At 67.5% G+C, this 25,741-nt stretch carries 27 protein-coding genes; 19 read left to right on the top strand and 8 right to left on the bottom strand.

Annotation, left to right across the window (positions count from 1 at the left end):
- The 4 genes from ACXJJ9_RS15860 to ACXJJ9_RS15845 form a co-directional block, all read left to right on the top strand.
- Positions 1-528, top strand: a 528-nt coding sequence (locus ACXJJ9_RS15860) for an OmpA family protein (protein ID WP_457098086.1), incomplete at its 5' end; no start/stop codon positions are given.
- 207 nt (positions 529-735) lie between these two features.
- The gene (locus ACXJJ9_RS15855) at positions 736-1,245 is read left to right on the top strand and encodes a hypothetical protein (RefSeq protein WP_310053743.1); all 510 of its coding nucleotides are present in this window, start codon (positions 736-738) and stop codon (positions 1,243-1,245) included.
- 19 nt (positions 1,246-1,264) lie between these two features.
- Positions 1,265-2,029 (top strand): pseudouridine synthase, encoded by a 765-nt coding sequence (locus tag ACXJJ9_RS15850; RefSeq protein ID WP_457098085.1) that lies wholly within the window; start codon positions 1,265-1,267, stop codon positions 2,027-2,029.
- Between the two features lie 169 nt (positions 2,030-2,198).
- Positions 2,199-2,486 (top strand): hypothetical protein, encoded by a 288-nt coding sequence (locus ACXJJ9_RS15845; protein WP_310053741.1) that lies wholly within the window; start codon positions 2,199-2,201, stop codon positions 2,484-2,486.
- 110 nt (positions 2,487-2,596) lie between these two features.
- On the opposite strand, the gene kbl is transcribed toward ACXJJ9_RS15845, so the two are convergent.
- The 3 genes from kbl to ACXJJ9_RS15830 form a co-directional block, all read right to left on the bottom strand.
- Positions 2,597-3,790, bottom strand: coding sequence for a glycine C-acetyltransferase (gene kbl / locus ACXJJ9_RS15840; RefSeq protein WP_457098084.1), 1,194 nt, complete (start codon positions 3,788-3,790; stop codon positions 2,597-2,599).
- 10 nt (positions 3,791-3,800) lie between these two features.
- Complete coding sequence (gene tdh / locus ACXJJ9_RS15835) at positions 3,801-4,835, bottom strand: L-threonine 3-dehydrogenase (RefSeq protein ID WP_310053739.1); 1,035 nt, start codon at positions 4,833-4,835, stop codon at positions 3,801-3,803.
- A 254-nt stretch (positions 4,836-5,089) separates the two neighbouring features.
- Positions 5,090-5,488 carry a DUF3224 domain-containing protein gene (locus ACXJJ9_RS15830; protein ID WP_457098083.1) on the bottom strand — a complete coding sequence of 133 codons (399 nt, stop codon included), beginning with the start codon at positions 5,486-5,488 and terminating at the stop codon, positions 5,090-5,092.
- A gap of 312 nt (positions 5,489-5,800) precedes the next feature.
- Between ACXJJ9_RS15830 and serA the strand changes: the two genes are divergently transcribed.
- The 8 genes from serA (at position 5,801) to ACXJJ9_RS15790 (ending at position 14,395) form a co-directional block, all read left to right on the top strand.
- Positions 5,801-7,366 carry a phosphoglycerate dehydrogenase gene (serA, locus tag ACXJJ9_RS15825; protein ID WP_457098082.1) on the top strand — a complete coding sequence of 522 codons (1,566 nt, stop codon included), beginning with the start codon at positions 5,801-5,803 and terminating at the stop codon, positions 7,364-7,366.
- Between the two features lie 2 nt (positions 7,367-7,368).
- Entirely contained in the window at positions 7,369-8,013 is a 645-nt protein-coding gene (locus tag ACXJJ9_RS15820) for a histidine phosphatase family protein (RefSeq protein WP_457098081.1), read from the top strand.
- 103 nt (positions 8,014-8,116) lie between these two features.
- On the top strand, positions 8,117-9,427 hold the full coding sequence (folC, locus tag ACXJJ9_RS15815; protein ID WP_457098080.1) for a bifunctional tetrahydrofolate synthase/dihydrofolate synthase: 1,311 nt from the start codon (positions 8,117-8,119) through the stop codon (positions 9,425-9,427).
- 144 nt (positions 9,428-9,571) lie between these two features.
- On the top strand, positions 9,572-10,627 hold the full coding sequence (locus ACXJJ9_RS15810) for an SPOR domain-containing protein (protein WP_457098079.1): 1,056 nt from the start codon (positions 9,572-9,574) through the stop codon (positions 10,625-10,627).
- A gap of 50 nt (positions 10,628-10,677) precedes the next feature.
- On the top strand, positions 10,678-11,388 hold the full coding sequence (locus tag ACXJJ9_RS15805) for a CvpA family protein (protein ID WP_457098078.1): 711 nt from the start codon (positions 10,678-10,680) through the stop codon (positions 11,386-11,388).
- Positions 11,389-11,404: 16 nt separating this feature from the next.
- The gene (purF, locus tag ACXJJ9_RS15800; RefSeq protein ID WP_457098077.1) at positions 11,405-12,889 is read left to right on the top strand and encodes an amidophosphoribosyltransferase; all 1,485 of its coding nucleotides are present in this window, start codon (positions 11,405-11,407) and stop codon (positions 12,887-12,889) included.
- A gap of 117 nt (positions 12,890-13,006) precedes the next feature.
- Positions 13,007-13,825, top strand: coding sequence for a ferritin-like domain-containing protein (locus ACXJJ9_RS15795; protein WP_457098076.1), 819 nt, complete (start codon positions 13,007-13,009; stop codon positions 13,823-13,825).
- A gap of 57 nt (positions 13,826-13,882) precedes the next feature.
- Positions 13,883-14,395, top strand: coding sequence for a hypothetical protein (locus tag ACXJJ9_RS15790; RefSeq protein ID WP_457098075.1), 513 nt, complete (start codon positions 13,883-13,885; stop codon positions 14,393-14,395).
- 200 nt (positions 14,396-14,595) lie between these two features.
- On the opposite strand, the gene lpxH is transcribed toward ACXJJ9_RS15790, so the two are convergent.
- Positions 14,596-15,327 carry a UDP-2,3-diacylglucosamine diphosphatase gene (gene lpxH, locus ACXJJ9_RS15785; protein ID WP_457098074.1) on the bottom strand — a complete coding sequence of 244 codons (732 nt, stop codon included), beginning with the start codon at positions 15,325-15,327 and terminating at the stop codon, positions 14,596-14,598.
- 152 nt (positions 15,328-15,479) lie between these two features.
- On the opposite strand from lpxH, the gene gltX reads away from it, so the two are divergent.
- Positions 15,480-16,883, top strand: a complete 1,404-nt coding sequence (gene gltX / locus ACXJJ9_RS15780; RefSeq protein ID WP_457098073.1) for a glutamate--tRNA ligase — start codon at positions 15,480-15,482, stop codon at positions 16,881-16,883.
- 9 nt (positions 16,884-16,892) lie between these two features.
- A complete protein-coding gene (locus tag ACXJJ9_RS15775; RefSeq protein WP_310053727.1) occupies positions 16,893-17,390 on the top strand; it encodes a transcriptional repressor in 498 nt (165 codons plus the stop codon).
- A gap of 19 nt (positions 17,391-17,409) precedes the next feature.
- Here ACXJJ9_RS15775 and ACXJJ9_RS15770 read toward each other — a convergent pair whose 3' ends face one another.
- Both ACXJJ9_RS15770 and ACXJJ9_RS15765 read right to left on the bottom strand, forming a co-directional pair.
- Positions 17,410-18,639, bottom strand: coding sequence for an MFS transporter (locus tag ACXJJ9_RS15770; protein ID WP_457098072.1), 1,230 nt, complete (start codon positions 18,637-18,639; stop codon positions 17,410-17,412).
- Positions 18,636-19,085, bottom strand: coding sequence for a MarR family winged helix-turn-helix transcriptional regulator (locus ACXJJ9_RS15765; RefSeq protein ID WP_457098071.1), 450 nt, complete (start codon positions 19,083-19,085; stop codon positions 18,636-18,638). Before ACXJJ9_RS15765 ends, ACXJJ9_RS15770 begins: the two co-directional genes overlap by 4 nt.
- 143 nt (positions 19,086-19,228) lie before the next feature.
- Between ACXJJ9_RS15765 and ACXJJ9_RS15760 the strand changes: the two genes are divergently transcribed.
- The 5 genes from ACXJJ9_RS15760 (at position 19,229) to ACXJJ9_RS15740 (ending at position 23,203) form a co-directional block, all read left to right on the top strand.
- On the top strand, positions 19,229-20,605 hold the full coding sequence (locus ACXJJ9_RS15760; RefSeq protein ID WP_457098070.1) for a hypothetical protein: 1,377 nt from the start codon (positions 19,229-19,231) through the stop codon (positions 20,603-20,605).
- Positions 20,606-20,624: 19 nt separating this feature from the next.
- The gene (locus tag ACXJJ9_RS15755; RefSeq protein WP_457098069.1) at positions 20,625-21,524 is read left to right on the top strand and encodes a metal ABC transporter substrate-binding protein; all 900 of its coding nucleotides are present in this window, start codon (positions 20,625-20,627) and stop codon (positions 21,522-21,524) included.
- Positions 21,521-22,327: a metal ABC transporter permease gene (locus tag ACXJJ9_RS15750; protein ID WP_457098068.1), complete on the top strand. Its 807-nt coding sequence runs from the start codon at positions 21,521-21,523 to the stop codon at positions 22,325-22,327. The genes ACXJJ9_RS15755 and ACXJJ9_RS15750 overlap by 4 nt, the downstream gene beginning before the upstream one ends.
- A 36-nt stretch (positions 22,328-22,363) precedes the next feature.
- Positions 22,364-22,792, top strand: a complete 429-nt coding sequence (locus ACXJJ9_RS15745; protein ID WP_457098067.1) for a MerC domain-containing protein — start codon at positions 22,364-22,366, stop codon at positions 22,790-22,792.
- A gap of 222 nt (positions 22,793-23,014) precedes the next feature.
- A complete protein-coding gene (locus tag ACXJJ9_RS15740) occupies positions 23,015-23,203 on the top strand; it encodes a 30S ribosomal protein THX (RefSeq protein ID WP_310053720.1) in 189 nt (62 codons plus the stop codon).
- A gap of 85 nt (positions 23,204-23,288) precedes the next feature.
- On the opposite strand, the gene ACXJJ9_RS15735 is transcribed toward ACXJJ9_RS15740, so the two are convergent.
- Positions 23,289-24,479 (bottom strand): dipeptidase, encoded by a 1,191-nt coding sequence (locus tag ACXJJ9_RS15735; RefSeq protein WP_457098066.1) that lies wholly within the window; start codon positions 24,477-24,479, stop codon positions 23,289-23,291.
- A 37-nt stretch (positions 24,480-24,516) separates the two neighbouring features.
- Positions 24,517-25,674 carry an imidazolonepropionase gene (hutI, locus tag ACXJJ9_RS15730; protein ID WP_457098065.1) on the bottom strand — a complete coding sequence of 386 codons (1,158 nt, stop codon included), beginning with the start codon at positions 25,672-25,674 and terminating at the stop codon, positions 24,517-24,519.
- Positions 25,675-25,741: the final 67 nt, after the last annotated feature.

Below are 25,741 nucleotides of genomic sequence, written 5' to 3'. Positions count from 1 at the left end.
TCGGTCGGCATCATCATCCCGCTGGGTCCGGAACCCGTGGTGGCCGCTCCGCCGCCGCCGCCGGCTCCGAGCTGCGCCGATGGCGACGACGACGGCGACGGCGTGAACAACTGCGACGACAAGTGCCCGGGTTCGCAGGCCGGCCAGACGATCGGTCCGGACGGTTGCCCGGTGCCGGTGTCGATCGACCTGAAGGGCGTGAACTTCGACTTCGACAAGGCGACGCTGCGTCCCGACGCGGTGCAGATCCTCAACGAGGCGATCGAGATCTTCAAGCGCTATCCGGAGCTGAAGGCCGAAGTGGCTGGTCACACCGACCAGTGCGGCAAGGACGCCTACAACCAGAGCCTGTCGGAACGTCGCTCGCGCGCCGTGTACGACTATCTGACCAGCAACGGCATCGACGCCGCGCGCCTGACCGGTCCGAATGGCTACGGCGAGAGCCGTCCGCTGGAGGACATGGGCCAGACGATGCCGGGCTGCAAGAGCGAGAAGAACCGTCGTACCGAGCTGAACGTCCAGAACTGAGTTTCGACGTTGCCAGCTTTACCGCGAAGCCCGGCCTTGTGCCGGGCTTCGTTTTTGCGTGAAGCATTCGCGAGAAGCATCCATTGGGTGAACAACTGAACCGATTGCCGTCCGATGGCAGCGCGGACCGTCTTCACATCGCGAAGGTTGTTGGTCCACTGGGCCGCGCCTACACTCGCGGATCTACGAGGCTCGCGGAGGCGCAACATGCAACGCGTACTGAGTGGTTTGTCTCTGTTCGCCCTCGTGGGCGTCGCGCACGCGCAGAACGCGCAGCAGTGCGGTTCGACGTCTTTGCCCACCAGCCTGCCGGTCCAGCCGACCCTGGTCGCGCCGCTTTCGCCCGAGCTCAGTGCTCCGGCACACCAATTGGGAGCGCCGACTGGCGTGCTGGCGCAGACGCCCGACGAAAGCCTGTCTGTCGACAACGTCCTGCTGCGCCAACGCCTCCAGGGTTGTCTCACTGCCAACGCCGTGCCTGCGACGGCGCCCGCGTTGCCATCGTCCTCGAGTCCTGCTGCATACAAGCCGCAGACCAAATACGACAACAGTCCCTGGCGCTTCGACATGAGCCAGAACGGCAAGCGCATGACGGCCGAGGAATTCGACGCCTGGATGAAAGCGCGTGGCGTGCGCGTGGCCAAGGGCGCAGCAGGTACGACTGGCGCGGCCACCGTACCCGCCGAGCCAGCCGACCCGCCCGAGAAGAAGAAGTAAGCGCGCAAGCGCATCCACGATGACGGCAGGGGGGGCACGCCACGGTCTGGCTCGTGTGTTGTCCAAGCGTGGCGTCTGCTCGCGTACGGAGGCCGCGCGCTGGATCGTTGCCGGGCGCGTGACCGTGGACGGCCGCGTCGTTCGGGATCCTGAATTCCCCATCGCCGGAACTGGCCGCCAACGCATCGCCGTGGACGGCGATGAACTGGATGCGGCCTCTCGCCTCTACCTGATGCTCAACAAGCCGCGGGGCCTGGTCACCACCGCCCGCGACGAACGCGGTCGGGATACCGTCTACCGATGCCTGGAAGGCGCCAGCTGGCAAGGTCGGCCGCTGCCATGGCTGGCACCGGTAGGGCGCCTGGACCAGGCCAGTGAAGGGCTGCTGCTGTTCTGCAACGACCCCGAGTGGGCGGCGCGAGTCACCGACCCGGAATCGGGGCCGGACAAGACCTATCACGTGCAGGTCGACACCGTGCCCGACCACGCCCTGCTTGCGGCCTTCGTGCATGGCGCGCAACACGAGGGCGAGCTGTTGCGGGCGAAGTCGGTCCGCCTGCTGAGGGCGGGCGAACGCAATGCTTGGCTGGAAATCACCCTCGACGAGGGCCGTAACCGGCAGATACGCCGGTTGCTGGCGGCCTTCGGCATCGAAGTCCTGCGACTGGTGCGGGTGGCGATCGGCGACCTGGTGCTGGGCGACCTGGCCAAGGGGCAGTGGCGGTGGCTGACGGCCGACGAAGTGGCCCGCCTGCAGGGGCGGACGGAGAACCTGGGCCGCTAGTCCGCCTGCCCGCCGGGTCGGGTAATGTGCGACGCACCACGCAATCGCAACGGCCGGGACGGCGTGCGCCAGGCGCTTTTTCCGAAATGTGCCTGTTCGCACCTTTTTTGCGGCGAGTGCGTGGTTTCTTACGCACCACACACCGCAACTCGGACCAAGGGGAAATTACATGCGCATGATCCTGGTGGCACTGCCGTGCCTGCTTTTCAGTGGCCTCGCTCTGGCGAAGGAAGCTCCCAAGGCCGCGCCCAAGCCGGCGTCCAAGGCCGCCGCCGCTCCGGTTACCACGGCGGCCGACAGCAAGCGCTTCAACATGACCCAGGACGGCAAGAAGATGACCGCCGACGACTTCGACGCCTGGATGAAGAAGAACGGCTATCGCGTCGCCACCGGCGCGCCGGCGGCTGGGAAGGATCAGAAGGAAGCAGAGCCGCAGAAGGGCGGCGGCGGCAAGTAAACGCGCGAACCGCGCATTGCCTGGCAAACGCCACCAACCACGGTTGGTGGCGTTTCTCTTTTGCGGGATAGGGGGCGGGACGACCGGTTGTCCGTTCCCCCTGCCTGCGCTCAGGCCTTGATCACGCCCAGTTCGCCGCCGATCTTGATGAACGCCGCGATGGCGCGATCCAGGTGCTCGCGCGTGTGTGCGGCCGAGATCTGCGTGCGGATGCGCGCCTGGCCTTTCGGCACCACCGGGAAGAAGAAGCCGATCGCGTAGATGCCTTCCTCGAGCAGGCGCTGCGCGAATGCCTGCGCCAGCGGGGCGTCGTACAGCATCACCGGGCTGATCGGATGCACACCCGGCTTCACGTCGAAGCCCGCGGCGGTCATCTTTTCGCGGAAGTAGGCGGTGTTCGCCGCCAGCGTTTCGCGCAGGTCGCCTGCGGCGGCCAGCATCTCGAAGGCCTTGATGCCCGCGGCCACCACATGCGGCGGCAGCGAATTCGAGAACAGATACGGACGTGAGCGCTGGCGCAGCAGTTCGATCACTTCCTTCCTGGCGGTGGTGAAGCCGCCCAGCGCGCCGCCCATGGCCTTGCCGAGCGTGCCGGTGAAGATGTCGATCTTGTCCATCACCCCCTTCACTTCAGCAGAGCCGCGGCCGTTCTTGCCGAGGAAGCCGGTCGCATGGCATTCGTCGATATGCACCAGCGCGCCGTACTTCGCGGCGAGCGCGGTGATCTCGTCGAGCGGCGCGATGAAGCCATCCATAGAGAACACGCCATCGGAGGTGATCATGATCGTGCGCGCGCCGTCGGCCTTGGCCTGCTGCAGCTGCTTTTCCAGGTCCGCCATGTCGCAGTTGGCGTAGCGATAGCGCTTGGCCTTGCACAGGCGCACGCCGTCGATGATCGAGGCGTGGTTGAGCGCGTCGGAGATGATCGCGTCGTTCTCGTCCAGCAGCGGTTCGAACAGGCCGCCGTTGGCATCGAAGCACGCGGCATAGAGGATCGTGTCCTCGGTGCCGAAGAAGTCGGCAATCGTCTTCTCGAGCCGCTTGTGCAGGTCCTGCGTGCCGCAGATGAAGCGCACCGAGGCCATGCCGAAGCCGTGCGTGTCGAGCGCTTCCTTCGCCGCGGCGATCACGTCCGGGTGGTCGGCGAGGCCCAGGTAGTTGTTGGCGCAGAAGTTCAGCACCGTGCGGCCGTCGGTGAGGGTGATCTCGGCGGACTGCGGCGAGGTGATGATGCGCTCGGACTTGAACAGTCCGGCGGCGCGGATTTCGTCGAGGGTCTCGGCGTAGCGATGCGTCAGCGACATGGGGTCGTCCTCAGTTCCAGCTCAGCACGACCTTGCCGGCCTTGCCCGATTCCATCAGGTCGAAACCCTGCTGGAACTCGTCGATGGGCAGCTGGTGCGTCAGCACCTTGCCGAGCGGGAATCCGCCCTGCACCAGCTGCGTCATCTTGTACCAGGTCTCGTACATGCGACGGCCATAGATGCCCTGCAGGGTGAGACCCTTGAAGATGATCTTGTCCCAGTCGACGCCGGCGCCCTTGGGCATGATGCCGAGCATCGCGATCTTGCCGCCGTGGTACATGCATTCGAGCATGTCGTTGAAGGCGCGCGGGTTGCCGCTCATCTCCAGGCCCACGTCGAAGCCTTCCATGTGCAGGTCCTTCATCACGTCCTTGAGCGACGTGTTGGTCACGTTGACCACGCGCGTCGCGCCCATGTCGGCGGCGAGGCTGAGGCGGTAGTCGTTGACGTCGGTGACCACGACGTTGCGCGCGCCGATGTGCTTGCAGATGCCGGCGGCAATGATTCCGATCGGGCCAGCGCCGGTGATCAGCACGTCCTCGCCGACGACGTCGAACTCCAGCGCGCAATGCGCGGCATTGCCGTAGGGATCGAAGAACGCGGCGAGTTCCGACGGGATCTGGTCCGGGATCGGCCACAGGTTCGACGCCGGCATCACGATGTATTCGGCGAAGGCGCCGTTGCGGTTGACGCCGATGCCGACGGTGTTGGGGCACAGGTGCTGGCGGCCGGCGCGGCAGTTGCGGCAATGGCCGCAGACGATGTGGCCTTCGGCGGAGACGCGCTGGCCGATCTTGTAGCCGGTCACGCCCGGGCCGAGGTCGACGACGCGGCCGACGAATTCATGGCCGATCACCAGTCCCGGCTTGATGGTGCGCTGGCTCCACTCGTCCCACAGGTAGATGTGCAGGTCGGTACCGCAGATCGCGGTCTTCTCGAGCTTGATCAGGACTTCGTTCGGGCCCGGCGCGGGGACCGGCACCTGTTCCATCCAGATGCCTTTGGTGGCTTCGCGCTTGACCAGCGCCTTCATCGTCTGCGACATGGGATTGCCTTGCGTGGAGAGCCGCGACGGGCGCGGCGAGAGGGCGAAATTATACGCCGGCCCCGTGTCGCGGCCGGTCGTGCGGTTTGCCGGGAACGGGCGGCTTCGCCAGTCGGCGCCGGCTCCTTGTCCCGTCGCCGCCCATGCCGACCATGCGCCGCCGCATTGCTCTGGTATCTGTCGTTGTTCGTGGCGACCAGCGCCGGTCAGTCCCGCGTGCCGTCAGTCCAGCGTGCCGTCAGTCCAGCGTGCCGTCAGTCCAGCGTGTAGTCGAAGGTGTAGAAATGCGCACCGCCCTCGGCGATGTCGATCTGCATGCGCCCGCGCAGGCCAGTCAGTTCGTCGGTGCCGCTGTCGGGAACGACGGTGAGCGTCAGCGAGGCCCGGCCGCGATCCATCACGCCGCTGTGCTGCATCATGAAACGGCCCTTGCGGCCTTGCAGTGTGCCAACGAGATGCTCGACGGCGACATAGCCGGCCGAACCCGAGGCGGGATTGCCGGCGCTGAGCATCTCCACCACGCTGGTCGCGTCCAGTTCGCCGTGGAAGCGCTTCTCGAAGCGGATCCGGGCGAAGGCGGCATCGCCACCGGCATCGATCGAATCCATCGCGGTGCGCTTGACGTCGAAGGGGCCCTTGACCTGCTGGCTCATGGTTCGCATTCCGTGTGCGGGGGAGGGCGCATCGTACCCGCCCGCTGCATGCGGTTTCACAGGCACGGATTTCATAAGCACGATTTCATAAGCAACTGTTGCGAATCCGCACCCGGGGTCTGCTAGGCTTGGTCCGTCGCGGATTCCCATGCCAAGCCGGCCCCGTCTCCCGACCCGTGAGTAACACCGCGTCCACGCTTCCGTGCGACGCATGCGTTCCGCAATCGGCCTGGCCGGTGCGGGACGCCGCAGGTTCCACACGTCGTGCCGGCTAGCAGGCTTTCCGCGCTCCCAACCCTATTGGAGCTTGCGATGAAAGTACTGGCCTGCGATGGCATCCACGAAGACGGTCTGGCCCTGTTCCGCGAGGCGGGATGGGACGTCCTCGTCGCCCCCGAACCGATCAAAGACCCCCACGTCCTCGCCCTGGCATTGGCCGAGGTCGATGCCGTGCTGGTGCGATCGGCCACCAAGGTCCCGGCCGAGGCGTTGGCCATGGCGAGCGGCCTGAAAGTCATCGGCCGCGCCGGCGCCGGCGTCGACACCATCGATGTCGATGCCGCCACTGCCAGGGGCATCGCGGTGATGAACGCGCCCGACGGCAACACGCTCGCCGCCGCCGAGCACGCGATCTCGTTGCTGTTCGCGCTGGCCCGCCACATTCCGCGTGCCGATGCCGGCATGAAAGCCGGTGAGTGGCCGAAGGCCGGGCTCACCGGTTTCGAACTGGAAGGCAAGAAGCTCGGCGTCATCGGCCTGGGCCGCATCGGCGGCACCGTCGCGCGCAAGGCGCAGGGCATCGGCATGGAAGTGGCCGCGCATGATCCGTTCCTGCCGGCGTCGGCCGCGGGCAAGGGCAGCGTGCCACTGAAGTCGCTCGACGAACTGCTGGCCTGGGCCGACATCGTCACCCTGCATATTCCGCGCACCAAAGAGACCACCAACCTGCTCTCGGAGCAGCGCATGCGCGCGATGAAGAAGGGCGCCTACATCATCAACGCTGCCCGCGGCGGACTGGTCGACGAAGCCGCGCTGCTGCGCCTGCTCGACGAAGGCCACCTCAACGGCGCCGCACTCGACACCTTCGCCACCGAACCGCTGCAGAGCGATTCGCCGTTGCGCGCGCATCCCAAGCTGATCCTCACTCCGCACCTGGGTGCGTCCACGAGCGAGGCGCAGCAGGCGGTGAGCACGATCCTCGCGCGCCAGATCATCGACTTCACGGCCACCGGCGCCGTTGCCGGTTGCGTCAACCTGCCGCCGCTCACCGCCGAAGCCGCGCGCGAAGTCGGGCCGTGGATGCCGCTGATGTCGTCGCTGGGCAAGCTCGCCTCGCGCCTGGTCGATGCGCCGACCAGGCTGACCGTGACCTATGCAGGCCGCACCGATGCGCTCGACACCCGTCCGCTCACGCGCCTGCTCGTCGCGGCGCTACTCGGCACGCACTCGGGTCGCGTCACCCCGGTGAACGCATTGCAGGAAGCCGCCGCGCGCGGCCTGGTCGTCGCCGAAACCGTGGGCGGCGACGGCGACGGTTTCGATCGCCTGCTGCGGATCCGCGTCGAGGGCGGCAACAAGCCGCGCGAGATCGAGGCGACCCTGCATCGCGGTCCGCGCGTGGTGCGCCTGGACGGCGTCGAGATCGAATTCGATCCACAGGCGCACGTGCTGCTGCTTCGCAACGAAGACCGCCCGGGCATGATCGGCACGGTCGGTTCGCAACTGGGCGCGGCCGGGATCAATATCGTCAACTTCGCACTCGGCGCCGCCGGCGATGGCCAGGCGCGCGCGGCGATCACGGTGGACCAGCCCCTGAGCGAACCGCAGCTCGTCACCCTGCGCGCCACCCCGGGCGTGCTCTCGCTGCAGCAGGTGTAAGCATGAAGATATTGCTCGCACGCCACGGCGAAACCCCGTGGAACGCCGAGGGCCGCTACCAGGGCCAGGAAGACATCCCGCTGTCGCCGATCGGCGAAGTGCAGGCGCGCGCGCTCGGAGAACGCCTCGGCGAGGTGCGCATCGATCGCGCCGTCGCCTCGCCGCTGGTGCGCGCCGCGCGTACCGCCCAACTCGCACTGGGTGACGAACGCGCGGCGTTGCTCACCTTCGACGAGGGCCTCAAGGAAATCGCGCATGGCACCTGGGAAGGCCTGCTCGCCGAGGAAATCCGGGCCCGCGATCCGGAGCTGATGCAGGCGTGGCGGCATGCCCCGCACGAAGTGCTGATGCCGCAGGGCGAGTCGCTGCAGCACGTGCTGGACCGCGCGTGGCCGGCGTTCGCGCGAGCGTGCGCGGGACTGGGGGCCCACGAGACGCTGCTGGTGGTCGCGCATGACGCGGTCAACCGCGTCCTGCTGTGCCGGATCCTCGGCATGCCGCTGGCGAAGCTGTGGTCCTTCCGCCAGGCGCCCACCACGCTCAACCTGCTCGAAGGCGCCGATGTCGACTATCTCGACGTCGTGCGCCTGAACGACTGCAGCCACCACACGGCGTTGTTCGGCGAGGCGGTGCATCGGGCGTTGTGATTGCTCCCTCCCCCGCAGAGCGGAGGCTGTGATTTTCTCCCTCCCCCGCAGAGCGGGGGWGGGTTGGGGTGGGGGCGGGCAAGGCGCGCCATACAATATCGGCATGCCGCAGACGCTTGCCGACTGGCTCGACTACATCGAGCGCCAACACCCGAAGACCATCGACATGGGCCTGGATCGCGTGCGCGCAGTCGCGTCGCGCCTGCGGCTTAAAAAGCCCGCGAAGAAGGTCATCACGGTCGGCGGCACCAACGGCAAGGGCTCGACCGTCGCCTTCATCGAGGCGATCGCACGCGCGGCGGGCTGGAAGGTGGGCGCCTACACGTCGCCGCACCTGCTCGCTTACAACGAGCGCGTGCGCATCGACGGCGCCGATGCGGGCGATGCCGATCTCGTCGCGGCGTTCGACGCGATCGAGGCCGCGCGCGGCGACACGCTGCTCACGTATTTCGAATACGGCACGCTGGCGGCGCTATGGCTGTTCGAGCGTAGCCGGCTCGACCTCGCCATCCTCGAGGTCGGCCTCGGCGGACGCCTGGATGCCACCAACCTGGTCGATCCAGATGTCGCGGTAATCACCACCGTGGATCTCGATCACCAGGATTACCTGGGCGACGACCGCGAAGTGATCGGTTTCGAGAAGGCCGGGATCGCGCGCGCCTGGAAGCCGCTGGTGCTGGGCGACGACGATCCGCCTGCCAGTGTATTGCGCCACGCCTATGCGATCGGTGCCTCGGCGATCCGTGCCGGCTGCGATTTCTTCTTCGACACCCCCGATGGCAACGGCAACCGCTTCACGCCCACCGACGCCGTTCTGCCCGGTGCTGGACGCTGGACTTGGCGCGAAATCGGTTTCGCCCTCGAGCTGCCGCTGCCACGCCTCGCCGCACCGGTGCAGTTGCGCAACGCCGCCACCGCGGTCGCCGCACTGCGCGCACTGGGCAGGAAATTGCCGCGGGAGGCATTCACGGCAGGTGTGGCCAATGCGCACGTCGCCGGGCGCCTGCAGCGTTTCGAGCGCGGTGGCGTCGAAGTGGTCGTCGATGTCGGCCACAACCCGCAGGCCGCGCGTGAACTGGCCGCATGGCTCGCCGCTGAGCCTGCTGCCGGGCAGACGATCGCCGTATTCGCCGCTTTGGGTGACAAGGATCTGCGTGGCGTGGCCGATGCCTTGGCCAGCCACATCGATCGCTGGCATCTCGCCGGTCTGGCGGAGCAGGGCCCGCGCGGGCTCGATGTCGACGCCTTCGCACAGCGCCTCGACGGAGCCGCGGCCGCATCCGGGCAGCGCCATGCAGGCGTCACGGCGGCACTTGCAGCCGCGTTGGCGCAGGCCAGGCAGGGCGATCGCATCCTGGTGTTCGGATCGTTCCATGCGGCGGCCGCTGCCCTGCGGGAGCAGGCGTCGCCCTGAAGGCGGTGTGCCGCGCCTTTCCGGCTCGATTCCACTCGAATTCCGGCGCATGGATATTGGCGACGCGTTCATCAACCCGGGGGCGGGAGGGTTCCCGGGGCGCGTTATAATTCACGCGCCATTTCCCCCGAGGCCGATGAATCGATGGAACCCGCTTTGAAGCAGCGCGTGGTTGGTGCGGTCGTACTCGTGGCCCTGGCAGTGATTTTCCTGCCGATGCTGATCAAGGGTCCCGCCCCGGAAAGCGGCGTTTCCGATGTTCCCCTCAAGCTCCCCGATGCCCCGCAGGGCGACGGGGCGATCCAGACCCGCGAATTGCCCTTGGTGGCACCGGGCGCGGCGCCCGCGAGCGGCGTGGTCGGGATGGATGCGAGCGACGCCCAGCCGGACGACGCCTCGGTCGCGACGACGGACAGCGCCGCCGCCGGCACGGGACTGATGCCGGCCGCCACCGCGGCTGGCGACTACGCCGTGAGCTTCGGTCGCTATGCCACCGCCGCGGATGCCGACAACGTGGTTGCGGCACTGCGCGCCTCGCAACTGACCGGCTACCAGGAATCCATCACCGACAACGGCCGCACGCTGTACCGCGTGCGCATCGGGCCCTTCACCACCCAGGCGGACGCCGAAGCCGCGCGGCTGCGCGCGGCGCACGTGCGCGACGATGTCAGCGCCAAGGTCGTGGTCCTGAATGATGCCGCGACGGCCAGCACCGCCGCGCCGCCGGTTTCGCAACCGGTCGCCGCCCCTGCCGCGCCGGTGTCCAAGCCCGAGCCCCTGGCCGAGACCAGGCCCACTGCCACCAAGCCCGCTGCCGCCAAGTCCGTGATCCCCGCACCCGCGTCGAAGCCGGCACCGCCGCCGGCCACGACCAAGCCTGCACCCACCACGGCGACGGCCGCGAGCAAGCCCGCCACTCCCATTGCCGCCGCGACCCGGCCGAGCGAGCCCGCCGCCGCCAGCACCGGCTTCGCCGTGCAGCTGGGCGCGTTCTCGAGCGCGGTCGAAGCCAACAAGCTGCGCGACCGCGCCCGTGCCGCCGGCCTGCATGCCTTCGTCGAATCGGTGCGCACCGACAAGGGCGTGCTCAGCCGCGTGCGTGTCGGACCGGTGCTGACGCGTGCCGAGGCCGACCTGCTCAAGGCGCAGGTCGTGGCCAAGCTCGGCATCGGCGACGCCATCGTGAAACCGCACCCGTGACGCCCCCGGCGTCGCGGGCGGTGAAGCCAGGGTTGTAGGAGCGACAAGCCATGACGGCGCTGGATTGGGTATTGCTGCTGATCGTGGGCGTGTCGGGCGTGCTCGGCCTGTTGCGCGGAATGATCGGCGTGGTGGTGTCGCTGGTGGCTTGGCTACTGGCGGGGCTGGCCGCATATCTGTTCGGTGGCGACGTGGGCCGTGGCCTGGTGACGGCGGGCCAACTGAGCTGGGGCGAATACCTCGGCGGCTACGCACTGAGCTTCGCCGTCGTGTGGATCGCCGTGGCGCTGGTCGGCCTGGTGGTGCGGCGGCTCGCAAAGGAAGCCGGGTTGTCGGGCGTGGATCGCCTGTTCGGCTTCGGCCTGGGCGTGGTGCGCGGCCTGTTCCTTGCCTGCGCGTTGCTGTTGATGCTGGGACTGACCAGCGTTCCCGGCAAGCGCGCATGGCATGAGTCGGCCGGCGTCGCGACGCTGCTGCCGGCGGCCAAGTGGATGCGCGGCTGCCTGCCGCCGTGGATGGCGCAACGCGTGGACCTGGATGGGCGCGGAACATCGCTGCAGGCGCAGGTACAGGCGCAGACGGAGCAACTCAGGCAGGTGATGCCGGAAGGACTGCCGCGGTCGATCCCGGAGCTACCGCGGGCGGTTCCTGAAATTCTCTCGCGGGTGCCGGAGCAACCGGCAACGCGTCCCGATCCAAAACGGGTTACCCCGGATCCGCCCCCGAACGGCTCGACGCCGGACGACAAGCGGGTTCTCTAAGACAGGATTCATTGCTATGTGCGGCATTCTCGGAATCGTCGGCAACACGGATGTCGCCGCCCAGCTCTACGACGGCCTGTCGGTGCTGCAGCATCGCGGCCAGGACGCGGCCGGCATCGCCACCTGCGACGGCGGCAAGTTGCGCGTGCAGAAGGGCAATGGCCTGGTCAGCGATGTGTTCGACGCGGACTCGATGCAGCTGCTGCAGGGCCGCTTCGGCATCGCCCATTGCCGCTATCCGACCGCGGGTTCCGAAGGTTCGGACGAAGCGCAGCCGTTCTACGTCAATTCGCCTTACGGCATCGCGCTGGCACACAACGGCAACCTGATCAACACCGACAAGCTGCGTCGCGAGGTGTTCGAGCAGGACCTGCGCAACGTCAACACCGAGTCGGACTCGGAAGTGCTGCTCAATGTCTTCGCGCACGAGCTGAGCCTGCAGAAGGCGCTGACGCCAGAAGCCGTGTTCAAGGCGATCGAGGGCGTGAATCGGCGCTGCGTCGGCGGCTACGCGGTCGTCATCACGGTGCTGGGCCTGGGCCTGGTCGCGTTCCGCGATCCGCACGGCATCCGCCCGCTGGTGCTGGGCAAGCGCACCAAGCGCGCTGACAAGAACGAGGGCTCCGACGAATACGCCGTCGCCTCCGAATCCGTGGCGCTCGACCTGCTCGGCTTCGAGCGCGTGCGCGACGTCGCCCCGGGCGAATGCATCGTCGTCACCGCGCGCGGCGAACTGTTCGCGCAGCAGACCGCACCGCCGCAGGAACACACGCCCTGCATCTTCGAGTACGTGTACTTCGCGCGCCCCGACTCGATGATGGACAATATCTCGGTGCACAAGGCGCGCATGCGCATGGGCCAGAAGCTCGGCGAGAAGATCCTGCGCCTGATGCCCGACCACGACATCGACACGGTGATCCCGATCCCCGACACCTCGCGCGACGCCGCGCTGGAAATCGCCAACGTGCTCGGCGTGAAGTACCGCGAGGGCTTCATCAAGAACCGCTACGTCGGCCGCACCTTCATCATGCCGGGGCAGGGCCAGCGCACGAAGTCGGTGCGTCGCAAGCTCAACCCGATCCCGCTGGAATTCAAGAATCGCGTCGTGCTGCTCGTCGACGACTCGATCGTGCGCGGCACCACCTCGCAACAGATCGTGCAGATGGCGCGCGACGCCGGTGCGCGCAAGGTGTACCTGGCATCGGCCGCGCCGCCGGTGCGCTTCCCCAACATCTACGGCATCGACATGCCGTCGGCGGAGGAACTGGTTGCGCACGACCGCAGCGAGGAAGAGGTGCAGAAGCTGCTCGGCTGCGACTGGCTGATCTACCAGGACCTGGCCGACCTCGAGGAAGCCGTATCCGGGCCGAAGCAGCGCATGGAGCACTTCGACTCGTCCTGCTTCAACGGCAAATACGTAACCGGCATCGAGGAAGGCTACTTCGACCGCATCAAGCAGCTGCGTTCGGACGAGGCCAAGAAGACGCGTCGCGCGTCCTAAGGGACATGTTGTCATCCGGGCGAAAGCCGGGATCCATTTTGCCGTTGCCTTTGCAATGCAAATGAACTGCCAAAGCAAAATCAAAATGGATCCCGGCTTTCGCCGGGATGACGAATCGTGAGTTCGTCGCTGTTCGACGCCGCGCGTGCCTGCCTCGACGCGGCCACGCCCACGGACAAGCTGGCCCGGACTTTCGCCGCCGCGGACGCCTTCCGCCGCGGCGAACTCGCCATTCCCGACGACGCGCCCGCGCCGGAACCGGTGCGCATGCCCGGCCGCCCCGCGCGCCCCGCGCTCGTGCATCCGCGCGAGCTGCCGCGTCGCGGCTTCGGCACCCGGGAAGGCCTGGCGGCCTTCATCCATGCCGTCGCCCATATCGAATTCAACGCGATCGACCTGGCATGGGATGCGGCCTACCGCTTCCGCGGCCTGCCGCCTGAGTTCTATGCGGACTGGATAGGCGTCGCCGACGACGAGGCGCGCCATTTCACCCTGCTGCGCGAGCGCCTGCAGCAGTTGGGCCATGACTACGGCGACTTCGACGCCCACAACGGGCTGTGGGAGATGGCCGAGAAGACCGCCCATGACGGCCTGGCGCGGATGGCGCTGGTGCCGCGCGTGCTGGAGGCGCGCGGACTCGATGTCACGCCCGGCATGATCGCGAAGCTGCGCTCGCTGGGCGATACCGCGACCGTGGCCATCCTGGAGCTGATCCTGCGCGAGGAAGTGGCGCACGTCGCCGCCGGGTCGCGCTGGTATCGCTGGTATTGCGAGCGCGCGGGCGTCGGCCACGCGGTCCGCTTCCGCGAGCTGTTGCGCGAGTACGCCGGCGGCGTGCTGCATGGCCCTTTCAACACCGACGCCCGCCTGGCGGCGGGCTTCGACGCGGACGAACTGCTCACCCTGCAGGCCGAGGCCGCCGCGAGCGCGCCCTGACATCACCACTGGCTAACGGCCGCGCGGCTAGCGTGCGCGGGTCGACCGGAGTCGTCCGTGCGCCATCCCATCCTGCCGCTGGTGATCGTTTGCATGGCAGCCGCGCTGCTCGCGGGGTGCTCGCGTGGGACGCAGGCGCCCGCCACTTCCCGCGATGCCCCGGCGGCACCGCCTGCCACGAGCAGCGCCAATCCGGCGCCCTCCGAGCCGGTCACGGCGCCACCGATCACTCCGCCCATGGCGCAGGGCAAGCGCGCTGCCGGCCAGGAGAACGCGCCCGTGCTGGCTTGGCGTGCCATAGGTACCGAACCCTTCTGGGGCGTGCGCGTGGATGGCGACACGCTGGTGTTCACCACGCCCGAAGACCAGGCGGGCAGGACCATGCACGGGCGGCGCGTGCCGTCGCCGGGGGGCGTGGTCATTTTCGGCACTGACGGCAAGACAGATTTCAATCTGTACATCCTCCCCGGGGAATGCAGCGACGGCATGTCCGACAACCGCTATCACTACGAGTCGCGCTTCCTTTATGGCGACAAGACATACAAGGGGTGCGCGGAAGCGGCGAAGTGAGCTGCGCCGCGTGCGCGTGCGCGCCTGTCGCATCGCAAATGCGCCGCAGCGCGTGGGAGCGTGGCTGTTACAGGGACTCCAGCAACGCGTCATCCCGCGTCACGCGCAGCACTGAGCCTTGGTCGTACCGCGCCTCGGTCGAATTTGCTCATGGCAGAGCACGACGCGCCGCAGCGCGTGGAGAGGCACAGCGCCGGCTGCTAGACGGACTCCAGCAACGCGTCATCCCGCGTCACGCGCAGCACTGAGCCTTGGTCGTACCAGTCCCCCAGCACGATGCGTTGATGCCCACGGCCGTCAATGACGAGTTCATGGATCGCCGGCCGATGCGTATGCCCATGGATCAGGCGCCCGATTCCGAAGCGCGCGAACGTCGCGGCCACGGTTTCCGGAGCGACATCCGTGATCGTTTCCATCGCCCCCTGGTCCTGCAGCCCGGCCTGGTGCGCCTTGCTTGCCGCACGCGCCTGGTGCGCGAACGCGACGCGTGCGGCCAGCGGCTGCGACAGGAACTGCTGCTGCCAGGCCGGATTGCGCACCTGCGCGCGGAATTGCTGGTAGGCGATGTCGCCGGTGCACAGCGTGTCGCCATGTGCGATCAGCGTAGGTTGCCCGTAAAGCACCACGACCGCCGGGTCCGGCAGGATCGTCATGCCGGCGCGGCGCGCGTAGTCCTCGCCCAGCAGGAAATCGCGGTTGCCACGGATGAAGTACACCGGCACGCCGCCATCGGCGAGGGTGCGCAGTTCGCGCGCGACGAAAGCGCCGGTTTCGGACGGGTCGTCGTCGCCGACCCAGGCCTCGAACAGGTCGCCCAGGATGTAGAGCGCGTCGGCTTTGCGGGCTTCCGCGCGGAGGAAACGGCCGAACAGGTCGGTGACCTGCGGGCGCTCGGCATCGAGGTGCAGATCGGAGATGAAAAGCGTGGTCATGGAGGCATTTTAGGGTCACGTCGGCAAACGCGGAGCCCTGGATGCCGTTGTTCGCCCCTGCCGGCCGCCCGCGCGGCATTATTGCGACCGCCGTCCGATGTCCGCCGGGGCGAGTAAAATGCGCGATTCCCGCCTGCTGCACCAATCCCACGATGACCCGCACCCGCTTCGCTCCCAGTCCCACCGGTTACCTGCACATCGGCGGTGCACGCACCGCGCTGTATTGCTGGCTGGAGGCACGCCGCCGCGGCGGCTCGTTCGTCCTGCGCATCGAGGACACCGACCGGGAGCGCAGCACGCAGGCCGCGATCGACGCCATCCTCGATGCGATGCAATGGCTGAGCCTGGATTACGACGAAGGCCCGATCTTCCAGACCCAGCGACTGGACCGTTACCGCGAAGTCGCCGAGCAGCTCGTCGCATCGGGCCATGCGTACTACGCGTACGAGAGCAAGGAAGAGCTCGAGGCCATGCGTGAAGCCGCGATGGCGAAGAACGAGAAGCCGCGCTACAACGGCGCGTATCGCACGCAGGATGCCGGCTTCCGCGACGATCCCAACCGCGTCATCCGTTTCCGGAACCCGCTCGAAGGCACGGTCGCGTGGGAAGACAAGGTCAAGGGCCGCATCGAGTTCAGCAACAGCGAGCTCGACGACCTGGTGATCTTCCGGTCCGACGGCTACGCGACTTACAACTTCGCCGTCGTGGTCGACGACATCGACATGGAGATCACCGACGTGGTGCGTGGCGATGACCACGTCAACAACACGCCGCGGCAGATCAACATCTACCGCGCGCTGGGCAAGCAAGTGCCGCATTTCGCGCACCTGCCGATGATCCTCGACGAGCAGGGCGCCAAGCTGTCCAAGCGCACCGGCGCGGCCGACGTCATGCAGTACCGCGATGCGGGCTACCTCCCACACGCGCTGCTGAATTACCTCGTTCGCCTGGGCTGGTCGCATGGCGACCAGGAGATCTTCTCGATCGCGCAGATGACGGCGTTGTTCGACCTGAAGGACGTGAATCCGAAGGCGTCGCGCCTCGACTCCGCCAAGCTCGGCTGGCTCAACCAGCAGTACCTGAAGAGCGATGCGCCCGAGGACGTGGCAAAGCACCTCGAGTGGCACCTGCGCAACCAGGGCTACGACCTCGCCAGGGGGCCGAAGCCCGCCGACATCGTCGTCGCCCTGCGCGACCGCGTGCAGACGCTGAAGGACATGGCCGAACGTGCCGCAGTGTGGTTCCAGCCGCTCACTCAGTACGAAGAGGCCGCCGTCGCCAAGCACCTCACCGCCGCCGCACGGGCGCCGCTGGCCGATGCGCGCGAGCGCCTGGCGAAGCTGGCGTCGTGGACCGCCGAATCGGTCGCGGCCGCGTTGCACGAAACCGCCGAGGCGCTCGGCATCGGCATGGGCAAGGTCGCCCAACCACTGCGCGTGGCGATCACCGGCACGCAGGTCAGCCCGGACATCTCGCACACCGTGTACCTGGCGGGCCAGGGCGAGGCGGTGACGCGCATCGACGCGGCCCTTGCAAAGGTGCCGGCGGGGGCATAAATCAGAGCCATGGCCCACTCGCACGCCTGCACCGACCCGCAGCACCACGTCCACGATGGCGATGCCTTCGTGCGCGAGGTCGAGCGTGCGTGCGAACAACGCGGCCTGCGCCTCACCCCGATCCGCGCCAATGCGTTGCGCCTGATCGCCGATGCCGGCCGTCCGATCAAGGCTTATGACCTGCTCGACCAGATGAAGGCCACGCACGATGCCGCGGCGCCGCCGACGGTGTATCGCGCGCTGGATTTCCTGCTCGAACACGGCTTCATCCACAAGCTCGCCTCGATCAACGCTTTCGTCGGCTGCCACCATCCAGGCAGCGCCGCGCATGCAGTGCCGTTCCTGATCTGCGACGGGTGCCAGTCGGCGACCGAGCTCGAGGACGCCGCGATCGTCGATTCGCTTGACGCCAGTGCGCGCGCCGTGGGCTTCATGCCACAGGCGCAGACACTGGAAGTGCATGGCCTGTGCGCGGACTGCGCCAGGCAGGCCGCGTCCGCGGGTTGAGCGGGCCAGCCGCCGCGGGCTACGCGGCCGCTGGTTGCAGGACGACCCGGGATTCGCGGATCGGCAGGTTCACGGCCGCCGCGATCAATGCCAGGGCGATGTCGGCGTACCACATCCAGGTGTAGCCGCCGAAGCGTTCGACGACGAGGCCGCCGACCCACGCACCGAGGAAGCCGCCGATCTGGTGCGAGAGCAGGGTGAGTCCGAACAGCGTGCCGAGGTAGCGCGGTCCGAACAGCTTGCCGACGAGGCCCGCGGTCGGCGGCACCGTGGCCAGCCACGTCAGGCCCAGTCCCGCGGCGAAGAGGAAGAACGTCATCGGTGTCGGCGGCGAGGCCAGGTAGACCGCGATCAACGCCGCGCGGCTCGCATACATCAGCGCGAGCAGGTGCTTCATGCGATAGCGCTGGCCGAGCCAGCCGATGCCGAGGCTGCCACCGATGTTGAACAGGCCGATCAGCCCGAGGCTGATCGCGGAGACCTGCGGCGACAAGCCGCACATCGCGATTTCCGTCGGCAGGTGCGTGACCAGGAAGGCGATGTGCACGCCGCAGGTGAAGAAGCCGATGTGCAGGCACCAGTAGCTGCGATCGCGCAGCGCAATGCGCAGCTGTTCGCGCAGGCTCATTCCGGCAGGTGCGGCTGATGTCACGGTGGCGGGAGCGGCAGGAGCTGCGCGCCGGCGCAGCGGCCATGCCAAGGGCAACGTCGACAGCGCGGCGACCGCGAGCGCCCACATCGCCGCCGCCCAGCCGAATGCGCTGATCAGCGCCTGCACGAACGGCGCGAACAGGAATTGCCCCAGCGAACCGCCCGCATTGATCACGCCGCCGACCATCGACCGCCTGCTCGTCGGGACATGCTGCGCCGTCGCCCCGATCAGCACGGAAAAACTGCCGGCGCCAGCACCTGCGGCAGTCAATACGCCGAGCGTCATCAACAGGCCCCACTGCGAATCGAACATCGGCACCAGCGCCGTGCCCGCGACCAGCAGCAGTCCGCCCAGCACCAGCACGCGTCCCGGTCCTTTCTGGTCGGCCACCGCACCGAACAGCGGCTGCACCGCGCCCCACACGAACTGCCCGATCGCCAGCGCGAAGCTGATCTGCGCGATGCCCAGTCCGGTCGCCTTGCCGATCGGACTGACGAACAGGCCCATCGATTGACGGATGCCCATCGTGACCATCAGCGTCGCGGTGGCGGCCAGCACCAAGGGCCAGTAGCGCGGGGAATGCGGGGTCGTGGTCATCCGGTCGGGCTGCCTTCGAGTTGTTGCATCGCGTGGTCGAGGTGTCCATGCAGCACTTCAACGCCGGTTTGTCCGAGCGTGGCTTCGATCGCTTGCTGCGCCTTGCGCCACAGCGGCAGCGCAGTATCGAGCACCCCTTTGCCGGCAGTGGTGACGCTGATGCAACGCTGGCGTGCATCGGTGGCGCCCTGGGTGAGTTCGACCCAGCCGGCTGCCACCAGCGGCTTGATGTCGCGGCTGAGGGTGGTGCGGTCCATGCCGAGCTCACGCGCCAGCGCCGTGATCGTTCTCGACTCGCGCGATGCGCGGCGCAGGATCGAAAACTGGTTGATGTTGATTCCGGTCGGTGCGAGTTCGCGGTCGTAGCGCTGGCTGACCAGTCGCGACAGCTTGCGCAGGCGGAAGCAGGTGCAAAGGCTGGGCGGGTGGGGGTCTGGGCGGGGCATAGCGTGTATATACACGCATATCCGCGCACGAGCGACTGGCGCTGGGGTGAATAGGGGGCGACACCGGGCCAAAGGTCATATTGACGACCCGTTCGGCACAAGTGTTATGTTATTACATCCTTTTAAAACTGAGCCCGGCGCCCGTGCGGAAATCCCTGCTTGCCCTGTGCGTGCTGAGCGCGCTCGCGACTTCTCCGGCGTTCGCCGGCGATCCCGTTACCGATCGCCGCATCGAGGCCCTGGAAGCGCAGGTCAAAGCGCTGCAGGCGGAATTGCAGGCGTTGAAGTCGCAGCCTGTCGCGGCCACGCCTGCGTCGGCGGCCACGCCCGCGAGCAGCGAAGAGGCAGAAATCGACGCGCTTGCCGCCACGCCGGAAGCCGCTCCCGCGACTGCCGATTCCACCGAATCCGTCGCGGCGACGCCCGGCACGACCAGCGCCAGCGGCGCCAATGGCAACGCGTTCAACCCGGCGATCAGCATCATCCTCAACGGCAGCTACTCGCATCATTCGCTCGATCCCGACAACTACGTCCGCGCCGGCTTTCCGCTGGCGGGCGAGAGTGGTCCGAGCCCGAACGGGTTCTCGCTGGGCGAAAGCGAGGTTTCCTTCGCCGCCAACATCGACGACAAGTTCTACGGCCAGTTGACCGCATCGATCGAGAGCGAGGACGGCGACGACCACCTCGGCATCGAAGAGGCCTACATCGATACCACCGCGCTGCCCGCCGGTTTCAGCCTGCGCCTGGGCCGCTTCTTCTCCAACATCGGTTATCTCAACGGCCACCACGCGCATACCGACAATTTCTTCGATCGTCCGCTCGCCTACCAGGCGTTCCTCGGCGGTCAGTACGGCGACGACGGCGTGCAGCTGCGCTGGGTCGCGCCGACCAGCCTGCTGTTCGAAGTCGGCGGCGAAGTGCTGCGCGGCCAGAACTATCCCAGCGGTGGCGCGCAGGACGGTGGCCTCGGCACGCGCACGTTGTTCGCGCACATGGGCGGCGACGTCGGCAGCAACAACGAGTGGCTGGCGGGCGTCTCGATGCTGAAGACGAAGACCGAAGGTGGCGAAGACGGCTTCAACGGCGATGCCAAGGTGTATCTCGCCGACGCGACCTGGAAGTGGGCGCCGCAGGGCAACTTCAAGGACGGTGGCATCACCCTGCGCACGGAATACTTCCGCGACGACCGCGATGGTGTCTTCATCGATCCGGAAGACGACACGCTCACCTCGCCATGGGATGGCCAGCGCAGCGGGGCTTACGTCGAAGCGGTGTATCGCCTCAACCGTCTATGGGATGTCGGCTATCGCTACGACAAGCTGTGGGCGGATGCCAATGGTCCGTTCGCAAGCGACCACGACCCCTATCGGCATTCCGCCGAACTCACCTGGCGCAACAGCGAGTTCAGTCTGTTCCGGCTGCAGCTGAGCCACGACAAACCCAACGCGGACGACAGCGACAACGCCGTCACCGTGCAGTACCAGACCAGCCTTGGCGCGCACGGCGCGCACAAGTTCTAAGCCCTTAGGAATACAGACGATGAAGCTCTTCGCGATTCCCGTATTGCTGCTTGCCGCGCTGGCCTCGACGCCGGCGCAGGCCAAGCTGAAGGTGTTCGCCTGCGAACCGGAATGGGGTTCGCTGGTGACCGAACTCGCTGGCGACAAGGTCGACGTCGATGTCGGCACGTCGGCGTTGCAGGACGTGCACCAGATCGAAGCCAAGCCGAGCCTGATTGCCAAAGTGCGCAGCGCCGACCTGATGGTGTGCATGGGCGCCGAACTCGAGGTGGGCTGGTTGCCGCAGCTGATCCGCCAGTCCGGCAACTCCAAGGTGGCCTCGGGCCCTGGTTCGTTCATGGCCGCCGCGCAGGTGAAGACGCTGGAGAAGCCGACCGCGCTCGATCGCGCCTACGGCGACGTGCATCCGGACGGCAATCCGCACGTGCAGATGGATCCGCGCCGCGTGCTCGTCATCGCCAAGGCGCTCGATGCCCGCCTGGTGCAGTTGGATCCGGCCAATGCCGCGACCTACCAGCAGCGCCTCGACAGCTTCAGCAAGCGCTGGCTCGCCGCGATGGCGAAGTGGAAGGCTGAAGCAGCGCCCTTGAAGGGCCGCAACGTGGTCGTCCACCACATCAGCTGGGTCTACCTGTGGGACTGGCTCGGCATGAACCAGATCGGTGCACTTGAACCCAAGCCCGGCGTGCCGCCGACCAGCGCGCACCTGGCCAGCCTGATCGCCACCACCAAGAACGGCAACACGCTGGCGATCGTGCGCGCGGCCTACCAGGACGGGAAGCCCTCCGAATGGCTGTCCGATCGCACCGGCGTGCCGGCAGTGTCGCTGCCGTTCACCGTGGGCGGCGATGCGCAGTCGAAGGATCTGTTCGGCCTGTTCGATTCCACGATTTCCAAATTGCTGGGAGCCGCCAAATGACACTCGAAGGTCTCGATCTCAGCATCCTCGGCCCCGCGTGCGTCGCCGGGCTCGTGGTGCTGTCCACGCACGTGCCGCTGGGCAAGCAGGTGTTGTCCCGCGGCATCATCTTCATCGACCTGGCGATCGCACAGATCGCCGGGCTGGGTGTGATCCTCGCCCAGTATCTCGGCATCGACGAGCACGGTTTCGGCGTGCAGCTCGCCGCCGCCGCCGCCGCACTGGCCGGCGCCGGCCTGCTGTCGTGGACCGACCGGCGCTGGCCGGAATACCAGGAGCCGCTGATCGGCACCCTGTTCGCGCTGGCTGCCACCGGCGGCCTGCTGCTGCTGGCCGACAACCCGCAGGGCGGCGAACACCTGAAGGATCTACTGGTGGGCCAGATCCTCTGGGTCAGCTATGCCCAGCTGATTCCGGCGGCCGTGTTGTCGGCCGTACTGCTGGCTTTCATGTGGCTGCGCGGCGGGAAGCTGGCCGGGCTGCTGTTCTATGCCCTGTTTGCCCTGGCCATCACCGCGTCGGTGCAGCTGGTGGGCGTCTACCTGGTGTTTGCGAGCCTGATCGTTCCGGCCCTGGCGACGGCGGGCATGAAGGGACGGTCGCGGCTGGTCGCGGCGTACATCATCGGCGCGCTCGGCTATATCTCGGGCCTGGTGCTGTCGGCCGTGTTCGACTTGCCCAGCGGCGCCATGATCGTGTGGACCCTGGCCGGTTGCGCCCTGCTGGCGCAGGCCGTCCCGGCCGTCCGCCGCTCCCACCCTGCGCATGAAACCGAGCAGGCCGTTTTTGACGCGGCAGCGTGACCGATCAACGGCATGCAACTGTTACAATGTAACGAAATGAGCGACTTCGCCCCCCGCCCCCAGTCCAAGGGTTCGACCCGGTCAATACTCGACCGGCTCGGAGCCGCCGGATCGCTGCTGTGTGCGATCCATTGCGCACTGCTGCCGCTGCTGATCGCGGCGCTGCCGTCGCTCGGCGTGGCGGCGTGGCTGGGAGATGATTTCGAGCGCGGTTTCGTCCTGTTCGCGACCATGCTTGGCCTGTTCAGCGTGATCTGGGGCTATCGCCGTCACGGGGCGGTCCGTGCGTTGGGCCTGCTGTTGCCGGGGCTGGCAACGCTCTGGGTTGGGGTGTTGTACGGCCCGCTGCACCACGCGCTGGTCCCGCACGCCATCGCGATGACCCTGGGCGGCACGCTCATCGGACTGGCGCACCTGGCCAACCTGAGGCTTGGCCACGTCCACGACGCATCGTGTGCGCATTAATCCATGCTCCGCATGGATTAATCCCAAAGTTTGCGCAGCAAACTTCGGGCCCCGCTATGTGCTTCCGATCCCGCGGCTTCGCCGCGCCCCCTTACCAAGAGGGCTCTCACCAGAGGGTCATCGGGTAGGCCCGCGTGATAGACTTCGCGGCCTCGCGCGCGACGCGATTTCTAGTAACCCCGCACCCGCGTGCGGATTTTTGACAGATTCAGGAGTACGAACATGGGCAAGGGCGACCGCAAGACCGCTAAGGGCAAGCGCTACAACTCCAGCTACGGCAACGCCCGCAGCAACAAGGCCGTGACCAAGGCCGCCGGCACCGCCGCCGCGCCGGTCGCCAAGAAGGCCGCGACCAAGACCGTTTCCAAGGCGCCGGCCAAGAAGGCCGCGACCAAGAAGTCCGCCGCCTGAGCAGGTCTTCGTGAGACAAGAAAAAGCCCCGCATCGCGGGGCTTTTTTGTTGTGCGACTCCGTGTGCGCGGCGCGGCGCGGCGGGTCAGGGCGTCGCCGCCCGTTCCACTTCGCTCCACACGCGCAGCAGGTTGCCGCCCAGGATCTTGCGGATGTCGGCGTCCTTGTAGCCGCGCTGCTGCAGGCCCGCGACCAGCACGGGATAGTCGGCGACCGAGTGCAGTTCCGAGACGAGCGCGCCATTGACGCCATCGAAGTCGGAACCGATGCCGGCGTGGTCCGCGCCGCCAGTCAGTTGCACGATGCGATCGATGTTGTCGAGTACCTCGGCGACCGACCCCGGGGCGACCTTCGGGAATTGCGGTTCGGTCGCGGTGAAAGCCTGGCCCGCGGCGGCCGCTGCCAGCTTCGCCTGGCGGTAGGCCTCGCGCGCGCTGACGTAATCCGCATACGCCTTCGCCGCAGGGGCATCGACAAACATGCTGCCGAACGGCACCTGCACCACGCCGCCCTTGGCCGCGATCGCCTTGACGTTCTCGTCGCTGAGGTTGCGCTGGAAGCCGGGGGTGAAGTGGCGCAGCGCGGAGTGGCTGGCGATGACCGGCACGCTGCTCAGCTCCACCGCCTGCCGGATCGCGTCCTCGGACAAGTGCGATACGTCGACCATGATGCCGACGCGGTTCATTTCCTTCACCACCTGCTGGCCGAACGGGCTCAGTCCGTGCCAGCGCGGCTGCGTGTCCGTCGCCGAATCGCTGATGCGGTTGTTGCGGCCGTGGGCGAGGGTGATGTAACGCACGCCGCGGGCATGGAATTTCGCGACGTTGCCGATGTCGTCGACCAGCGGTGCACCGTTCTCCATGCCCATTGCCAGCAATACCTTGCCGCCGCGTTGCAGCCGCTTGAGATCCTTGGGCGAACGCAGGAGTGCGAACTTGTCCGGATGCCGCTGCGCCAGCGCCTCGACCGAATCGATCATCGCGTTGGCGATCTGCCAGGCGGTGCCGGCGTCGTCCTGGTCGGCCGAGGTATAGATCGACATGAAGGGGACATCGAGGCCGCCTTCGCGTGCGCGGGGGTAGTCGAATTCCTTGCCGGGCGTGGGCAGCGCCAGGTCGTCCCAATGGTCGACCAGGCCTTCAGGCGCATCGATGTGGGTGTCGACAATGGTCGCGTCCTGCGCGAGGCGGCGTGCCGCCTCCGGCGCCGGGGCGGCCTGGGCATTGGACAGCAGCAACGAGAAGGAAACCAGGACTGCCAGCGTATTGCGATTCATGCGTTCTCCAGGGCCAGATGATGCGCAGCGGTAAACGTCACAGCGCGCGGCCTGAAGCGTACACGGCTTCCGCCAACTGGCCGCCGAGCCAATAGCACAGTTCCGCCGGATGGCCGACCTGCCACTGCACGAAGTCGGCGCGCATGCCCACGCGCAGCACGCCGCGATCCGCCAGCCCGAGCGCGCGCGCCGCATGTACGGTCGCACCACGCAGCGCTTCTTCCGGCGTGAGCTTGAAATGCGTGCAGGCGATGGCCATCGCCACGCCGTGTTCGCGGAACGCCTGCAGCGGAGGCAGCCGGGTCTCGCGCAGCACGTGGAAGGCACCGGGCAGCAGCACCGCGACGGTGCCGCGGGCCGCCATCGCCCGCACGCTCTCGAGCGACGTGTATTCGACGTGGTCGGCCGACAGGCCATCGAATTCCGCCACCAGCGCCGCGCCGCCGAGATCGCTGAGCTGGTCTGCATGCAGTTTCACCGGCAATCCCAGATCCCGCGCCGTGTCGAACACCCGCCGCGTCTGTTCCGGGCTGAAGCCGATGCCTTCGCAGAACGCATCGACCGCATCGACCAGACCCTCGGATTTCAGGCGCGGCAGCCACTCGCAGACCGCCGTGATGTAGTCGTCGGCGCGATCCTTGAATTCAGGCGGCAGGGCGTGCGCGGCGAGATAGGTCGTGCGCACGGCGATGCCGAGCAGATCGCCCAGCTGCCGCGCCACGCGCAGCATCTTGCGCTCGTTGTCGAAGTCGAGGCCGTAGCCGGACTTGATCTCCAGCGTGGTCGCGCCGTCAGCAAGCAGCGCGCGCGCGCGCGGGAGCGATTGCCTGAGCAGCTCGGCCTCGTCCGCCGCGCGGGTCGCACGCACGGTGGACACGATGCCGCCACCGGCGCGCGCGATCTCCTCGTAGCTGGCTCCCTGCAGGCGCAGCTCGAACTCGCGCGCGCGGTCGCCGGCGAAGACCAGGTGGGTGTGGCAATCGACCAGTCCCGGCGTGATCCAGCCGCTGGCTTCGATCACCTCGCGCGCCAGCGCGCGGGGTTCGCCGGGCAGCTGCGAGCGGGGCCCGACGAAGGCAAGCAGGCCATCGCGCCAGCCCAGCGCGCCATCGGCGATCTCGCCGTAACCATGGGCGGCATCCAGCGTGGCCAGGTGGGCGCCGAGGATCAAACCGTCGAAGGCAGGAGTGTTCATCGCGGCGATTCTAACGGAGGCCCTACCGGGCAGCGGGCAGCCAGCCCGTGCCGCGATAGGCGAGAAT

Source organism: Lysobacter sp. P5_B9 (genome assembly GCF_054049835.1).
The sequence above is the reverse complement of the archived record's forward strand: the minus strand, read 5'-3'. Positions and strand labels throughout refer to the sequence as shown.

Excerpts from the sequence above, each read along its gene's own strand:
- folC (WP_457098080.1), top strand. The coding sequence starts at position 8,117 with ATGCCGCAGACGCTTGCCGACTGGCTCGACTACATCGAGCGCCAACAC.
- ACXJJ9_RS15810 (WP_457098079.1), top strand. The coding sequence starts at position 9,572 with ATGGAACCCGCTTTGAAGCAGCGCGTGGTTGGTGCGGTCGTACTCGTG.
- lpxH (WP_457098074.1), bottom strand. The coding sequence starts at position 15,327 with ATGACCACGCTTTTCATCTCCGATCTGCACCTCGATGCCGAGCGCCCG.
- serA (WP_457098082.1), top strand. The coding sequence starts at position 5,801 with ATGAAAGTACTGGCCTGCGATGGCATCCACGAAGACGGTCTGGCCCTG.
- hutI (WP_457098065.1), bottom strand. The coding sequence starts at position 25,674 with ATGAACACTCCTGCCTTCGACGGTTTGATCCTCGGCGCCCACCTGGCC.
- ACXJJ9_RS15855 (WP_310053743.1), top strand. The coding sequence starts at position 736 with ATGCAACGCGTACTGAGTGGTTTGTCTCTGTTCGCCCTCGTGGGCGTC.
- gltX (WP_457098073.1), top strand. The coding sequence starts at position 15,480 with ATGACCCGCACCCGCTTCGCTCCCAGTCCCACCGGTTACCTGCACATC.
- ACXJJ9_RS15830 (WP_457098083.1), bottom strand. The coding sequence starts at position 5,488 with ATGAGCCAGCAGGTCAAGGGCCCCTTCGACGTCAAGCGCACCGCGATG.
- ACXJJ9_RS15735 (WP_457098066.1), bottom strand. The coding sequence starts at position 24,479 with ATGAATCGCAATACGCTGGCAGTCCTGGTTTCCTTCTCGTTGCTGCTG.
- ACXJJ9_RS15805 (WP_457098078.1), top strand. The coding sequence starts at position 10,678 with ATGACGGCGCTGGATTGGGTATTGCTGCTGATCGTGGGCGTGTCGGGC.
- ACXJJ9_RS15820 (WP_457098081.1), top strand. The coding sequence starts at position 7,369 with ATGAAGATATTGCTCGCACGCCACGGCGAAACCCCGTGGAACGCCGAG.
- ACXJJ9_RS15745 (WP_457098067.1), top strand. The coding sequence starts at position 22,364 with ATGAGCGACTTCGCCCCCCGCCCCCAGTCCAAGGGTTCGACCCGGTCA.
- kbl (WP_457098084.1), bottom strand. The coding sequence starts at position 3,790 with ATGTCGCTGACGCATCGCTACGCCGAGACCCTCGACGAAATCCGCGCC.
- ACXJJ9_RS15740 (WP_310053720.1), top strand. The coding sequence starts at position 23,015 with ATGGGCAAGGGCGACCGCAAGACCGCTAAGGGCAAGCGCTACAACTCC.
- ACXJJ9_RS15750 (WP_457098068.1), top strand. The coding sequence starts at position 21,521 with ATGACACTCGAAGGTCTCGATCTCAGCATCCTCGGCCCCGCGTGCGTC.
- ACXJJ9_RS15775 (WP_310053727.1), top strand. The coding sequence starts at position 16,893 with ATGGCCCACTCGCACGCCTGCACCGACCCGCAGCACCACGTCCACGAT.
- ACXJJ9_RS15850 (WP_457098085.1), top strand. The coding sequence starts at position 1,265 with ATGACGGCAGGGGGGGCACGCCACGGTCTGGCTCGTGTGTTGTCCAAG.
- purF (WP_457098077.1), top strand. The coding sequence starts at position 11,405 with ATGTGCGGCATTCTCGGAATCGTCGGCAACACGGATGTCGCCGCCCAG.
- ACXJJ9_RS15765 (WP_457098071.1), bottom strand. The coding sequence starts at position 19,085 with ATGCCCCGCCCAGACCCCCACCCGCCCAGCCTTTGCACCTGCTTCCGC.
- ACXJJ9_RS15845 (WP_310053741.1), top strand. The coding sequence starts at position 2,199 with ATGCGCATGATCCTGGTGGCACTGCCGTGCCTGCTTTTCAGTGGCCTC.
- ACXJJ9_RS15755 (WP_457098069.1), top strand. The coding sequence starts at position 20,625 with ATGAAGCTCTTCGCGATTCCCGTATTGCTGCTTGCCGCGCTGGCCTCG.
- ACXJJ9_RS15770 (WP_457098072.1), bottom strand. The coding sequence starts at position 18,639 with ATGACCACGACCCCGCATTCCCCGCGCTACTGGCCCTTGGTGCTGGCC.
- tdh (WP_310053739.1), bottom strand. The coding sequence starts at position 4,835 with ATGTCGCAGACGATGAAGGCGCTGGTCAAGCGCGAAGCCACCAAAGGC.